The organism is Nostoc sp. EspVER01, assembly GCF_034530635.1.
GTDB lineage: Bacteria > Cyanobacteriota > Cyanobacteriia > Cyanobacteriales > Nostocaceae > Nostoc.
In genome coordinates, this window is sequence record NZ_JAVRCS010000020.1 from 106,075 (window position 1) to 120,173 (window position 14,099).

14 protein-coding genes and 1 pseudogene are annotated in these 14,099 nt (G+C 42.9%); 5 read left to right on the top strand and 10 right to left on the bottom strand.

What is annotated here, in order from left to right; all coding sequences use genetic code 11:
- Nucleotides 1-191: 191 nt before the first annotated feature.
- Nucleotides 192-1,661, bottom strand: coding sequence for an aminotransferase class I/II-fold pyridoxal phosphate-dependent enzyme (locus RMX69_RS17965; protein ID WP_322638263.1), 1,470 nt, complete (start codon nucleotides 1,659-1,661; stop codon nucleotides 192-194).
- A gap of 141 nt (nucleotides 1,662-1,802) precedes the next feature.
- On the opposite strand from RMX69_RS17965, the gene RMX69_RS17970 reads away from it, so the two are divergent.
- Entirely contained in the window at nucleotides 1,803-2,510 is a 708-nt protein-coding gene (locus RMX69_RS17970) for a M15 family metallopeptidase (protein WP_322638264.1), read from the top strand.
- A gap of 5 nt (nucleotides 2,511-2,515) precedes the next feature.
- Here RMX69_RS17970 and RMX69_RS17975 read toward each other — a convergent pair whose 3' ends face one another.
- The 3 genes from RMX69_RS17975 to RMX69_RS17985 all read right to left on the bottom strand — a co-directional run bounded on the left by RMX69_RS17975 (nucleotide 2,516) and on the right by RMX69_RS17985 (nucleotide 3,823).
- Nucleotides 2,516-2,989, bottom strand: a complete 474-nt coding sequence (locus RMX69_RS17975) for a TspO/MBR family protein (protein ID WP_322638265.1) — start codon at nucleotides 2,987-2,989, stop codon at nucleotides 2,516-2,518.
- 90 nt (nucleotides 2,990-3,079) lie between these two features.
- Entirely contained in the window at nucleotides 3,080-3,553 is a 474-nt protein-coding gene (locus tag RMX69_RS17980; protein ID WP_322638266.1) for a TspO/MBR family protein, read from the bottom strand.
- A gap of 78 nt (nucleotides 3,554-3,631) precedes the next feature.
- The gene (locus RMX69_RS17985) at nucleotides 3,632-3,823 is read right to left on the bottom strand and encodes a hypothetical protein (protein WP_289798894.1); all 192 of its coding nucleotides are present in this window, start codon (nucleotides 3,821-3,823) and stop codon (nucleotides 3,632-3,634) included.
- A gap of 106 nt (nucleotides 3,824-3,929) precedes the next feature.
- On the opposite strand from RMX69_RS17985, the gene RMX69_RS17990 reads away from it, so the two are divergent.
- Both RMX69_RS17990 and RMX69_RS17995 read left to right on the top strand, forming a co-directional pair.
- A complete protein-coding gene (locus RMX69_RS17990; protein WP_289798895.1) occupies nucleotides 3,930-4,100 on the top strand; it encodes a hypothetical protein in 171 nt (56 codons plus the stop codon).
- Between the two features lie 4 nt (nucleotides 4,101-4,104).
- Nucleotides 4,105-4,305, top strand: a complete 201-nt coding sequence (locus tag RMX69_RS17995) for a DUF433 domain-containing protein (protein ID WP_322638267.1) — start codon at nucleotides 4,105-4,107, stop codon at nucleotides 4,303-4,305.
- Here the strand turns inward: RMX69_RS17995 and crtR are convergent.
- Nucleotides 4,293-5,183, bottom strand: a complete 891-nt coding sequence (crtR, locus tag RMX69_RS18000) for a beta-carotene hydroxylase (protein ID WP_322638268.1) — start codon at nucleotides 5,181-5,183, stop codon at nucleotides 4,293-4,295. The genes RMX69_RS17995 and crtR overlap by 13 nt on opposite strands.
- Nucleotides 5,184-5,564: 381 nt before the next feature.
- On the opposite strand from crtR, the gene pyk reads away from it, so the two are divergent.
- Nucleotides 5,565-7,334 carry a pyruvate kinase gene (gene pyk, locus RMX69_RS18005; protein WP_289798898.1) on the top strand — a complete coding sequence of 590 codons (1,770 nt, stop codon included), beginning with the start codon at nucleotides 5,565-5,567 and terminating at the stop codon, nucleotides 7,332-7,334.
- 109 nt (nucleotides 7,335-7,443) lie between these two features.
- Here pyk and RMX69_RS18010 read toward each other — a convergent pair whose 3' ends face one another.
- Entirely contained in the window at nucleotides 7,444-9,225 is a 1,782-nt protein-coding gene (locus tag RMX69_RS18010) for a M61 family metallopeptidase (protein ID WP_289798899.1), read from the bottom strand.
- Between the two features lie 616 nt (nucleotides 9,226-9,841).
- On the opposite strand from RMX69_RS18010, the gene RMX69_RS18015 reads away from it, so the two are divergent.
- On the top strand, nucleotides 9,842-10,210 hold the full coding sequence (locus RMX69_RS18015; protein ID WP_322638269.1) for an AAA family ATPase: 369 nt from the start codon (nucleotides 9,842-9,844) through the stop codon (nucleotides 10,208-10,210).
- A gap of 351 nt (nucleotides 10,211-10,561) precedes the next feature.
- Here RMX69_RS18015 and RMX69_RS18020 read toward each other — a convergent pair whose 3' ends face one another.
- From RMX69_RS18020 to RMX69_RS18035, 4 genes and pseudogenes are all read right to left on the bottom strand, one after another.
- Nucleotides 10,562-11,245, bottom strand: a complete 684-nt coding sequence (locus RMX69_RS18020; RefSeq protein WP_289795929.1) for a Crp/Fnr family transcriptional regulator — start codon at nucleotides 11,243-11,245, stop codon at nucleotides 10,562-10,564.
- Nucleotides 11,246-11,434: 189 nt separating this feature from the next.
- Nucleotides 11,435-11,995 (bottom strand): annotated as a pseudogene (locus RMX69_RS29465) (pilus assembly protein PilB); the annotation flags it as partial.
- 825 nt (nucleotides 11,996-12,820) lie between these two features.
- The gene (locus RMX69_RS18030; protein WP_322638271.1) at nucleotides 12,821-13,063 is read right to left on the bottom strand and encodes a hypothetical protein; all 243 of its coding nucleotides are present in this window, start codon (nucleotides 13,061-13,063) and stop codon (nucleotides 12,821-12,823) included.
- A 20-nt stretch (nucleotides 13,064-13,083) separates the two neighbouring features.
- Nucleotides 13,084-14,099 (bottom strand): HetZ-related protein 2 (locus tag RMX69_RS18035; protein ID WP_322638272.1); only part of this gene is annotated, 1,016 nt, incomplete at its 5' end.

Sequence of the window (14,099 nt, forward strand, 5' to 3'; positions counted from 1 at the left end):
TAGTTTAGGAATCATCAAGATGATCCTATGGGTATAAATCAAAGATTGCACTAGTCTACTAGCTATTTTTATTGAAGTTTCACACTGGTAGAACTACTATATATTTTTCCCTAAATCATCTGAAAAACCGCACATTTACTATTGACTTCATCAATTAAACTTTTATGAAGAAGAATTCAATAGTTATAACGTTATTTCACAACTTTCAAAGTTTTGAGGCTAATGTCATTGCAACCGCTGATAAATCCCCCCCTAGCCTGGATTTGTTGTAGGTATTCAAGGACTGATTTGGTGATGACTTCTCCCGGCATTAACACAGGAATTCCTGGAGGATAGGGACAAACGATTTCAGCACAGATGCGTTTATTGGTTTGTGTCAAAGGTAGTATTTCACTGACAGCAAAAAAAGCTTCACGGGGAGAAAGTTGTAAAGCATAATCTAGTGTTCTGTCTAGATTTAGCCAAACCTGGTTTTTAACAGTCAAGTTGCTTCGGCGATATTCTTTGGCGATGGTGGTGAAACCTTGCACTAATTGTTCAATATCGGCTGGAGTGTTGCCCAAACTAATGATAAAGGTGAGATGTTGCAGTGAGGCGAATTCAGCAGTAACACCTAATTTTTCATCGAGAATTTCATCTGCTTCAAATCCGGTTAAACCTAAACCAGAAACAGTGACAGTTAGTCGCGTTTTGTCTAAAGTTACAAAGCCGGGAGATCCCCCCAAATGAGGCATTTCCAAAACTGATAATCCAGAAATTTGACTGATTCTGGTTCTAGCTTCTTCAGCAAGTTGCAGAGTGCGAGACATCAGCATTTTTCCGTGGAGTGCCATTTGCTGACGCGCTGCATCTAAAGAAGCTAAAAGTAAATAACTAGGACTGGTAGATTGTACTAGCTGCAAAGCTTTACTGATGCGATCGCCATCTATCCTATCACCGTGAATATGCAGCATCGATGCCTGTGTCATCGCACCGAGTATCTTATGGATGGATTGTACAGTTAAATCTGCACCTGCGGCTAAAGCTGATGTTGGTAATTCGGGATGAAAGGCAAAGTGTGCGCCGTGTGCTTCATCTACGAGTAGAGGGATATTATATTGATGTGTAATATTGGCGATCGCACTCAAATCTCCACAAACACCGTAATATGTTGGATAAACTACCAACACTGCTTTAGCGTCTGGATGCTGTTGGAGTGCAGATTGTACAGCGTTGGGTGTGATGCTATGGGCAATATCTAAAACTGGATCGTATTCGGGATTGAGAAAAATTGGTATTGCACCAGAGAGAATTAAACCTGCGATCGCAGAAGAATGCACATTGCGAGGCAGAATAATTTTATCGCCTGTGCCACAGGTAGCCAAAATTGCCGCTTCAATCCCACAGGTAGAACCATTTACAAGAAACCATGTTTGCGAAGCGCCAAATGCTTCAGCCGCTAGTTGTTGGGCTTCTTGAATAACGCCTTGGGGTGCAAAGAGATTATCTAAATCTGCTAATTCGGTTAAATCAGCGCGAAAGACGGCTTTGCCAAGTAAGTCAGCCAAGGGTTGAGAAATTCCCTCACCTAGTTTATGTCCTGGGGTGTAAAAAGGCGCATGAGGTCTTGCTGCATTAGCTTTTAAGGCATCTAATAAAGGTGTTTTGTTTTGATTGAGCATTTAATAATTCGTAATTTAAGGTACAAGAAAGGTAAATTTATTAGTGTACAAAAATAAATTATTCCTGATGCACAGCATGAGGTAATAATTACGAATTACGAACTTGTACTGAGCGTAGCCGAAGTATTACGAATTATTCACATGAGGCCTTATCATCAAATCCCAATTTTCGAGTGTGGTGAACCGCTAATGGCGATTCCTCTAAAATTATTTGCGGTGGAATCTCCCCATCCTTATGAAAAATTAGGTGCGCCTTATGGCGATCGCTCTCCCTATTATCTCCGTCAAAGCGTCATTGAAAATTTGATCCAAGCGCAAAATTATCTTAATCTTCTGCATCCTAACTGGCGTATCCAAATTTTTGATGCTTATCGCCCGATCGCAGTCCAGCAGTTTATGGTAGATTACAGCTTCACCCAAGCAGTGCGGGATAGGGGATTAACTGATGTGGAATTATCCCCAAACCAACGCCAAGAGATTTGGGAAGCGGTTTATGCAATTTGGGCTGCACCAAGTTTAGATGAAAAAACTCCCCCTCCTCACAGTACTGGTGGGGCGGTAGATGTAACGTTGGTAGATGATGCAGGGCAAATAGTGAATATGGGTTCGCCAATTGATGAGATGTCAGAGCGATCGCATCCCGATTATTATGCCAATAGCGATCGCTCTGAAACCCAAAAGTATCATGCTCATCGTCAGCTATTGCGAGATGTAATGTTAAAAGCTGGCTTTCAACGCAATCCTAGAGAATGGTGGCATTTTTCTGTTGGCGATCAAATGTGGGCTTGGCTGAATAATCAATCCAATCCAGCCAATCCTGTCACAGCACGTTATGGGCGGCTTACATAGATGCGTTATGCATCTTGAGGATTTAACTCTCTTAACTCGTCGGTGGTGTAAGTACCAATGGGAGTCCAAACTAGATAGGGAAGGAGTAACAGCGCCGCCATTAAAGAAATCGGTAAAACGCAGATTGCCAAGACAACCGCTAAAATCAAACCCGTTAGTCCAAGAATTTCCCCGGTTTTGAGACTGCGAAATCTCAACATTAGAGGTATGTAGGCGACGGTGATAATTTCTACCACGAGATACAAAGCCATTAATAGCAAAGTAATTGGGCTTCCGGGATTTTTTTCCCAGATAATATAAGCTGAAACTGTACCACTGATAAAAATCACAGTCCAGATGAACGGAATCAGCGGTTCAAAAACTAGCCAGCGAGGGCGACTTAAATTTGCAAACCATTTAACATCACGCGGCGTGATTAAGAAACTCCCAAGGGCGATGAAGAAAGTTACAGCCCCAATTATTATCCAAGATGGAATCATAATGCACTCAAGCTTTGTGTATTTTGTCAAGTCATACACTGCAAGTGTGACAATTTAGGCTAGATGTTTAATCATTCTCTGGTGCGATTCTTAGGCATCTTGAGGATTGAGACGGATCATCTGCCAAGTGGTATAAGTACCAATGGGACTCCAGAGTAAATAAGGAACTAGTAATAGGGCTGCCCAACCAGAAAACCCTAAGACTGCAAGTATCAATAAAGCACTAATGATTAAACCTGTGCCACCGAGAATTGTGCCCACTTTCAGACTGCGAAGCTTAAACATTACAGGCGTATAGGCAATGGTAACAATTTCTAATAGCAGATATAAACCCATAATTAACCAGGTTGAGGTGCTTCCTGGGTCTTTTTCCCAGACAATATAAGCCGACCAAGCACCGCAAATAAATATTACAGTCCAAATGATGGGAATTGCGCCCTCAAAAGTTAGCCATCTCGGTCGTTGTAAACGCTTGAACCATTGGCGATCGCTAGGCGTAATCACGTTCGCGGCTAAAGCAACCAAGAAAGCCACACCTCCAATCACCATCCAAGATTTAATCATGCCCGTTAGTCCTTTACAAGCGCTATTTATCGCTTAATATCACTCTTTATAGTGTGATTTTGTCAATTTAATTGCTAATTACTCATCATCCCTGAGTTTGAAACCTTCACATCGTTTGGCAGGATTTTCAATTATGGATATTGGAAATGGGGCATTGGGCATCGCTATCGCTTTGCAGGCGTTGGCGTAGCCCGCTGTAGGCATCGCTTTATGTCTACTCAGAAATTCATATTGAACACGGGTGAGATTGCTGGGGTATGCTTTACTCATGTTGCTCTTTCAGTGCTGTCTACTATCTATTCACAGCGTATACTGAGAGAGCTTTTTTACAACATAACCGACTTTTCAAACAGCCTCTTAGAGCGATGTAGATTTTATGACTCAACGCTTAGATTTCAGAGTAGATATTGAAGAAGCCATAAAAACGCTAAACCCTTCTTGCAATGATTTCAGGTTAGTTAGCCTTTATGAATACGAACAGATTTTCAAACAACCTCTGAGACAACCAGAGCTAGGATCGGAAGGTAGTTTGTTGCAGACAAGCTAACTATATGACATCCACATCACGTGTTGTTCATAGCGACCCCAATATATTGGGAGGAACCCCTGTTTTTACTGGTACTCGTGTGCCGATCAAAACCTTGCTTGATTATCTAGAAGCGGGTGACTCACTGGATGAGTTTTTAGATCGCTTTCCCAGTGTCAGGCGTGAGCAAGCGATCGCTACTATGCAAAAACTCTATTCTTTTTGATGATGAAATCTAATTCCTAAAAAGATGTCATAAACAAACTCAAAAAAGTCCTTTTTCTGTAACAATCCTGAAGTTTGATAACATCCTTTTTCATCTAACAGGGGCTTCATCACATAGTATGCAGGCTGGTAATTATACCAGGGAATAGAAGGCCACAAATGATGAATTAAGTGGTAATTCTGTCCCATAATCAAGATATTGAGAATCGGGTTAGGATAAACGCGAGCATTTTTCCAGCGATCGCGCTCGGCAAAAGGACGATGGGGCAAATAGTCAAAAAATAATCCTAGTGCTATGCCCACCACAAAAGCTGGTATAAACCAAAAATTGAGAATGTAACCCAAAAAGTTGTACTGGACTGAGATATAAACAATTACACCGATAATTAAGCGGCTGATGAACCATTCTAGTAGCTCATATTTACGCCAAAGTCGCCGTTGAAAGAAAAATACCTCGTGGTACAAGAACCGGACTGCAATCAACCACAGCGGCCCACCCGTAGAGACATAATGATCTGGGTCGTCTTTAGGATGATTGACATGACCATGATGCTGTAAATGCACCCGCGTAAAGACTGGAAAAGCAAAAGCTAGCATCAAAGCGCTACCATGCCCTAACACCGCATTCATCACTCGATTGCGATGGGCAGATTGGTGACAGGCATCATGAATTACCGTTCCAGCACAATGCAAGGCAATCGTGTTAACGCTAAAGCATAGCCAGTGCGGCCATTCCCAAAGCCAGTAACCAAAGTTGGATAACACCAACATTATCACAGCTACAGAAAACAGCAGCAGCGTCGGATTGAAATCACCAGGAGGCGCTAAAAATTCCTTGGGGGGGATTGTCAGTGGCTTTTGTGCCTCCGATGCGATCATCTTTAAGATTGACTCCTTCTTGAGCAGACATTACGAATATACGATAAATATTATTGAATAATAAAGTTTTGCAAATTTTTGTATAGCAAGATTTATCCACAGCTTTGAATATCAGTAGATGAATAACGCTATGATTCCAGACGAAGCCTAGTCTTTGCTGATAAGTGGGATATGACCATCGGCAAGAAGTGAATGGAACAAACTCCTTCGTTGGGAGGATGGATACAAGATTGATGTACTATATCTAGTCTATCCCACAGCCCCCACTCTCCAATAAACCCTCATCTAACTGCTTATATCTGATTGATATAGCAGTGACTGAAAAGGAGATGCCACTTAAGTTACGATGACTTCCCAGATAGCTCCCTAACTTCAGCCCCTATGCAATTACGAGATTCTCTGCGCCGGACAAAAATTGTCGCTACTATTGGCCCCGCCACTAGCAGTCCTGAAATGCTCAAGGCGATTATTGAAGCGGGAGCCACGACGCTGCGGCTAAACTTCTCCCACGGAACTCATGCCGACCATCAGCGTAGTATTCGCTTAATTCGGCAAACCGCTTTTGAATTAAATCAGCCAGTGGCTATTCTCCAAGACTTGCAGGGCCCAAAAATTCGCTTGGGGAAGTTTGACAACGGATCTATAGTTTTGGCAAAAGGCGATCGCTTCACCTTGACAAATCGTCCAATAGTAGGCACGCAGGAAATTAGTTGCGTCACCTACGATTATTTAGCCGAAGAAGTCCCAGTTGGGGCAAAAATTCTCCTCGACGATGGACGAGTAGAAATGCTGGTGGAAGAAATTAACCGAGACAAAGGTGATTTGCATTGTCGCGTCACCGTGCCTGGAAAACTTTCTAACAATAAAGGCGTAAACTTCCCCGGCGTTTACCTGTCAATTAAGGCAATGACCGACAAAGACCGAGAGGATCTAATGTTTGGTCTAGATCAGGGTGTCGATTGGGTGGCACTTTCCTTTGTCCGCAATCCCCAGGACATGATCGAAATTAAAGAACTAATTTCTAGTACAGGCAAGCAAGTGCCAGTGGTTGCCAAAATTGAAAAGCACGAAGCCATTGAACAAATGGAGGCGATTCTGGCTTTGTGTGATGGCGTGATGGTTGCCAGAGGCGACTTAGGGGTGGAATTGCCAGCAGAAGATGTTCCGGTACTCCAAAAGCGGCTAATTGCGACAGCAAATCGCTTGGGGATTCCCATCATCACCGCTACTCAGATGTTAGACAGCATGGTGAGCAATCCCCGTCCCACTCGCGCGGAAGTGTCGGATGTGGCAAATGCGATTTTAGACGGCACAGACGCGGTGATGCTCTCCAACGAAACCGCAGTGGGTAGCTTCCCTGTAGAAGCAGTGGCGACGATGGCGCGAATTGCCGAACGTATGGAGCAGGAAGAAGCCCAACACCTAAACCTACGTTCTGTGAGAGATGCCCGACGCTCCATTCCCAATGCGATTAGTCAAGCTGTTGGTCAAATTGCCGAACAATTAGGTGCAGCGGCAATTATGACCCTAACGCAAACGGGGGCAACAGCTCGCAATGTCTCTAAATTCCGTCCTCACACACCGATTTTGGCAGTGACACCCCATGTAAATGTGGCGCGGCAGCTACAAATGGTATGGGGAGTTAAACCGCTGTTGGTGCTAGGATTACCTTCCACTGGTCAGACATTTCAAGCTGCGATTAACGTGGCTCAGGAACTTCAGTTACTGTCCCAAGGAGATTTAGTAGTGATGACTGCTGGCACACTCCAGGGTGTTTCTGGCTCTACAGATTTGATTAAGGTAGAGGTGGTGACGGCAGTACTAGGTCAGGGAATTGGACTGGGACAAGGTTCAGTAAGTGGTCGCGCGCGGGTGGCTAATACTGGCATGGATGTGAGTAACTTTAATCCCGGAGATATTTTGGTTGCACCCCGCACTAGTGCCGATTTTGTGGAAGCAATTCGGAAAGCTGCCGGGATTATTACCGAAGATGAAAGTCTCACAAGTCACGCAGCAGTAATTGGGTTGCGTCTCGGTGTACCAGTCATTGTCGGCGTGAAGCAGGCAACGCAGGTGATTCGAGATGGGGCAATTATAACGCTGGATCTGCAACGGGGTTTGATTTACTCTGGGGCGGTGAGGACGGCTTAGAAGTGGGTGAACAAGCAGGGGAGCAGGGGAGAATTAGTAGTAAGTCTTTCCTCTCTAACTCTCCGCCCCTCTGCCTCTTCTACCCAATGCCCAATGCCCAATCCCTTTATCAAACTGTTGCGATCGCAGCCCCAAGCCATCCAGCAAAGTTTTGCTGCTGTATGGAGTTAGGATGCTCAACAGGCTTTACCTGATATTTAGTTGCACGTGGTGATGCGAGGGTGATGGAATAAATACGCAGTTCGTCTTGGTGGAAAACTGCGACTTGGATGGTATCGTTTGGTTGATAATCTTTCAGGCGATCGCTTAAGCCACCCGCAGTTATCTTAATCCCATCAATTGCTAACAACTCATCACCTGCATCAATTCCCCCTACTTGTGCAGGTGAACCAGTCTCCACAAACTTAATAATCTCCCGCCCATTTTCTGTATTTATTCTCACACCCAGGTAAGGTTCTTCTTGCTGTTCAGCTACCAACTGTAAGCCAAAGGGTTCTAAATACTGATTGAAAGGCAAATCCTCTGTACTATCAACGTAGCGTTTAAAGAAATCAGTCAAATCGATTCCGGCGACAGATTCGATAACTTCTTGCAACTGTTCTGGGGTATAGCCGATTTCATCTTGCCCAAATTGCTGCCACATTTTCAGCATCACGTCATCAAGGGAGCGCTGATTGTTGTGAGTAGAGCGAATCAGCAAATCTAGCAACAACGATACCATTTCTCCTTTTAAATAGTAAGAAATTTGGGAATTACCGCTATTGGCATCTGGGCGATAAAGTTTTATCCAGGCATCAAAACTCGACTCGGAAACTGGTTGTACCTTTCGCCCCGGTGTTGTTTCATATCTGGTAATTTCCTTACCCAAGTTATTCAAATACGACTGAACATCATAAATTCCCGCCCGCAAAGGAATTAACAAGTCGTAGTAACTAGTAGTACCTTCACAAAACCATAATGATGGGGTATAACTTTCTTGGTCGTAATCAAAAACCTCTAATGCTTTTGGGCGAATTCGCTTGACATTCCACAAGTGAAAGAACTCGTGTGCAACTAATTGCAGAAAGCGATCGTATTTTTCCTGAGCGCGAAATCCAAAACGTTGGTAAATTAAGGAGCAAGAGTCTTTATGCTCCAAACCGCCAAAAGCTTGGCTAAATAAATGTAGCAGAAACACATATCGTTCATAAGGCAAACCGCCGAACATCTGCGCTTCTACTTGAATAATTTTTTGAATATCAGCAATCAGCTGCTGAACTTGGTAATTACCTTGCCCCCAGATTGCCAATTCATGGGGTTTTCCTAATACCTCAAATTTATACAATTGGTGGCTACCAATCTCAAAAGGAGTATCCACCAGAGTATCAAAATCGCTAGCTAAGAAAGTATTCGTTTCTTCACCAACGCGTGGTAAGGCAGTAGTTACCTGCCATTCCGGCTGTGGTGGTACGATGGTGACGCGAATAGGTTGCTTATCCCACCCAGGTATTCTAAAAAATAGTGCCGCACCGTTAAAATAACCGTGGGTGCTATCTAAGTGATTCGTTCGTACCGATAGCTCATTGGCAAAAATGCGGTAACGTACAGTTAATTCTGAAACATTTATTTTGTCTATCTGCCAATGATTTTTACCAAGCTTACGCCAAGTTAAAGGCTTATTCTCTGCAAAAGCCGCAAAATCCTGTAAATTCTTGGCGTATTCTCGGACTAAGTAGGAACCGGGTGTCCACACTGGCAGTTTTAAATCGAGAATCGGTGAGGAATAATTGATAAGGTGTAAAGTCACCTCAAACAGATGGGTTTCTGGTTGAGACATTGCCACCAGGTAATGAATCGTTGACCCAGTTTCCTCAACGTAGGTATTGCGACGAGTTGCTGTTGCTTCAGTCATCTTATTTTGTTTGCTGAGGTAATTGTTAATAAGCTACGCCCCACTGCGATCGCGGAGCATCTCATAGAAAAGACAGTAATTCGTAGTTTAGACCCTATGGATAAATCCGCTTGCTCTCAAATAAAGATTACACTTTATTTATTTTCCATAAACAAAGCTGTAGCACACGTATACTACATGTGATTTGAGTATTTCAGCGATGTTTAATAACTGCGATGTCTACGAAGGGCTACGCCAACGCACCAAAAAATCGCACTAGTAAGGCCAAGTCAAAAGTAAGCTGGATGGTGCAGATTCTCCGATTGGAAAACCCATTTTGAAAATATAGTTTTCAGGTACAACGTGTAGATGCTCAAATATAATACCCGTAGTGTAGATGCTCAAATATAGTACCTGTAGTGTAGATGCTTAAATATAGTACCCGTAGTGTAGATGCTTAAATATAGTACCCGTATCCTTGACTTCTCAACAGAAGTCAAAGTTCCATCTATTCAACATTTATCGAAAATTAAAATCCATGACTGAAAACGAAAAGGATGCACAGCAACTAAATTTATTTATGGGGATCATTAATTTTAAATTTTGAATTTTGAATTTTGAATTCGGAGCGAAGCAGGTGACACCTTCCGATCTAAAAGCATATTTAGACAACCTTATCCGTAAAAACTTGCAAATTAGTACGATGATTTGGGGGCCTCCTGGCATTGGCAAATCCAGCATCGTCGGACAGATAGCTCAAGAGAATGATATCGACTTTGTGGATGTGCGCCTCAGTCAACTCGCGCCTACCGACTTGCGCGGTTTACCCGTTGCTGAAGATGGTATCTCTAAGTGGTATCCACCAGAATTTCTTCCTCGTGACGGTAAAGGCATTTTGTTTATAAATGAACTAAATATGGCACCGCCAGCAATGCAGGGAGTTCCTCAACAGTTGATTTTAGAGAGATCCCGCAACGTTGCTTTTGCTGCTGCTCGAACCAACTGATTGCCGTCTTTTGCCATTAGCTAGCGCTAGTAGTTGTACTTTGTAATCTGATTTATAGCAACGGACAGGGAGCTTAGGACAGCAATAAAATCACAAAGTACGCTGTTGAAGACGCGTTTCCCGCAAACTGTCCTAACGGCTTTGGCAACTGCTATATCTGCTAATTTCTCTAGAATAGACACAGGAACATTTTCCAGCCTAAGAATGCTTCGTAAGGTAGGTAAGGGAATTTGTCATCCATTGGACTAATTTCGTGAAGTACCTACACCTCTAATAAGCAAGTCAACCGAAGCATCTTATCGGTTGACTTAACTTAATACCAAAATTTGTATCGCTGAATAAATAAAACAATTACACTTTGCCAGCCAAGTTCATCAACTGTTTGAAGTTCACAAGATAAGTGATGTTGTTGGCGCTATCAATTTTTATCCACCCTTTTTCATGCAGCTTTTCCATGATTTTGGCGGTTTCTTCAACGCCGATTTCTGTCACCTCTGCTAAATCTTTAAAGGGAATGTTAAAAATTTCTCTTCCTAAGTCTGATTCCTGACCATAGCTTTCACCTAAAGTCACTAGAGTATGAGCGAGTTTAACTGCTGGTGGTGAAGACCGCATTTGCAAGCGCACGTTAATTTGTCGCAATCGCCGCACCATCAGTTGCAACATTCTGTGATGTAACTGTGGGTCTTTAAACAATATTTGAATAAACCGCTCTCTGGAAATACTCAGCAACTTCACGGGTGAAAGGGCAATGACATCAGTTGAGCGTGGAGATTCATCCAAAATTGCCATTTCTCCAAAAAAATCGCCACGCCCAAAAATTGCCAGAGCTACTGAATCGTCCCCGACGGTACGTCGGACTTTGACCCAACCAGAAACCACGAAGTAAACGGCGTTACCCCAGGCATCTTCCATCACAACGGCTCGCCCAGATGGGTATTCATGTTCAATTGCAACGTTGAGTAGCCATTCCAATGTCTGTGGATTGGCTGTACTCATTAAGGGGAAAAGTTCACTAAAAACCTCAGTTAACATGAAATATTTGCAACAATAGGATTTAAGAGGGGGAAACTAACTTTGCTACTATTAAGTTTGTTTAAACCGTAATCTTACTCAGAATACGATCGCAAAATTTGTATTTATTTGGAGATGAATCTCTAAGCTTTATCAGTCTAGGATTCCATTACAACATAACAATTATGTATGCTAACGAAATCAGCGTTTTCACTTACTGATCGATGATTTACTCTTTGTTGGTAAATTGCTATCTAGTGCCAGTATTTTGATCTGTTGGTCTAAATTTTTCACTAATTGATTCAGGGTAACTAAAGCCTCTAATTGCTGAGAATCAAGGCTAGGATTCAGTAAAAGTCGTTCTTGTAGTTCATGTAACTTAATGCTTAGTTGCTGAGAAATTCCTAAAGCATCGCGGCTTATACGCGTCAATTGTTGTTGTTGATAGAATTTTAATGCTGCTCCCCGCAATACTTGGAGTGTTGCCTCTTCGCCGTAGATTCCCGGCATGACTCGCAAGCGTAATAATAAGCGATTTTTTTGATATACGTATTCCTTTTCTACTTGTTTTGGTTCTGCAATCGTGGTTACAGGCAGGGAAGCAAACCGCTTTAATTCATTCAATACTCCTTGAAAAACTGAGAGCGGCAGTTTGTCTAATACAGATTGCAAAACTCCATTGTCACTCCACAGTATTCTGCCTTCGTAAGCTTGTCTTTCTAAGTACAGCCGACCAATTCCCCCAGCCAAGATTCGCCCTAGTAATTCTTCTAGTAATTTTTTTGGTGGTAGTGTTGTTAGCAACTCAATCGGACTCAGTAGTTCGGAAGCTTGTGTGGGAAAAACAGGTAAATTGTTTGATGATGTGGCTTCAGAATCCTCTCCCGGTTGAGTTGTGGAAATAGGGATCTGAGATGATTGATCTACTTCTGGGATAGGAGGCAAGTCTACCCGCTGCCCAGAATTTTGACGCTTTTGTGTCTGAAACACCATCAATACTGGTTGTTGATTTGATTGCGAGTCGGCATCTAAGAAAGGACTAGGTATGTCAGCAATCGTAGCTGGGCTATTTGTTGCGGGAAAGTCCACTGTTGGCTGATGCACTTGTTGGGCATCTAGCTGAGATGTATTCTTATGGTTGAGGTAGGCTGATAATATTCTGCGGTGGGCATCAGCTGCGATCGCCTCAATCACCATTGTGCAATTGATAGAAGACAAAATGCGACCAACGTAATCTAGGGCTTCGCTCTCTTGTGGATGAACCATGCCTAACAAGAGGTTTTTGTCTTCTAATCCAAAGGGCAAAATTTGGTGGTAGAGGCAAGCTTCAAAGGACAAAAGATGATCGATTAAGTGGAATATTTGTTCGCGATCGCCTTTTTCCTCCCACTTAGTTTGAGTGGCAGTTAGCATTTGCTGTCCATTTGCTGCGGTATCATTTAGTTCGCCCTTTGAAGACAACATAGATTTGATTCGTTGGTATTTACTTATATTTTGCCTCTAATTCAATAGGTAGTTAATAAAGATACTTTGTTAAATTGTTAAAATTTCAATTATATATACTTAAGTAAATGTAAGTAGAAGATAAATTTTAGATTATAGACTGGGGATAATACTGAGGATTGGGCAAAAGAGTGCTGTTAGCGGATAGCTAGGGTTGAGCCAGTGCTGAGTTTTATTTATCTCCTTGTCCCCTTGTCTCCCCTGCTCCTCGGTTACAGAGCATAGCCGCACCACTTGCTTACGGCACGCTCCGCGAACGTGTAAGCGAACTACGTGCAGCGTCTGTCTGCGACACGCTGCGCGAACGTAGAGAAGTGCTGCTCTCCACTCCCCCATGCTCCATTTCCCACTACAAGCTACTCCTGGGTTCTTAAAGCTTGGGCTGTCAGATAGACTTTTGTCCATTCGCCTAGCACTTGATGGGTTTTGAGTTTTAACTGTTCGGCTATGGCTTCTATTGAATTACCCGCTTTCCGCAAAGCTAAAATCTGCCGCCCCAGAGGAGTCAATTTTTCATCAAGTTGCTGCCATTGGTTTTGTGTTAACCCCAAGTTATGTTCTTGCAAAGAAATTGAGAGCCAACTTTCCACGAGTTCTGGTTTACCTTTGAGGGCAAAAACACGCACAGCATGATAACTAATTTTTTCTCGTAATCGATATACCTCTTTAGTCTGCTTATTCAGTTTCTGGGCGATGTCTTCCTGGGACTTACCTTGCAGATAGAGTCGTAGCCATTCCACTGCATCTGTTCCCAGATTTTCTTGTAAATAATCTTCAAATTCTTTTTGTACTGACTGGCGCAGCCCTTGTTGTTCCTCTAGTTGTTGTGCTTCTTGATATTCTGCGATCGCCTGACTATCGACTAAATTAACTCGATTGTCACTGTCATCTGTGAGAACTTCTTCTGAAACTAGTCGAACCAAATCACGCCCTGGCACTTGGGTTAAACCACCGCGCTGAGTGCGACGCAAATAATTCACAAATCGATAAGCTAATAGGGGTTGATTCCTTACTGGCCGCAAACAATATTCTTCTAAACTGGCAAATAGCAGAGCATCTCCCAATCTTCTATCGGTTGTATATTTGGCAATATCAGCCATTTGCTGTTGCATCTGGCTGTCGTTTTGGAGTAATTCTTGGAGTACTTCTTGTAATACATCCATTACACTACGCTGGCGATCGCGACTGAGGGAAACCCAAGTCTGAATCTTATTCCGTAATGTTACTAAACTCCCCAATCGGGTTATCAAGTTGCGATAAGCACGTTCTCGCCCCAGCCCCAAGTAGCGTTGACGTAAAATCCTCCAGCGATACTCCAGGGAGCATCCAGTTTTGGAAGATTTATCATTTATGGGAAAATGTAAAGGGAAAT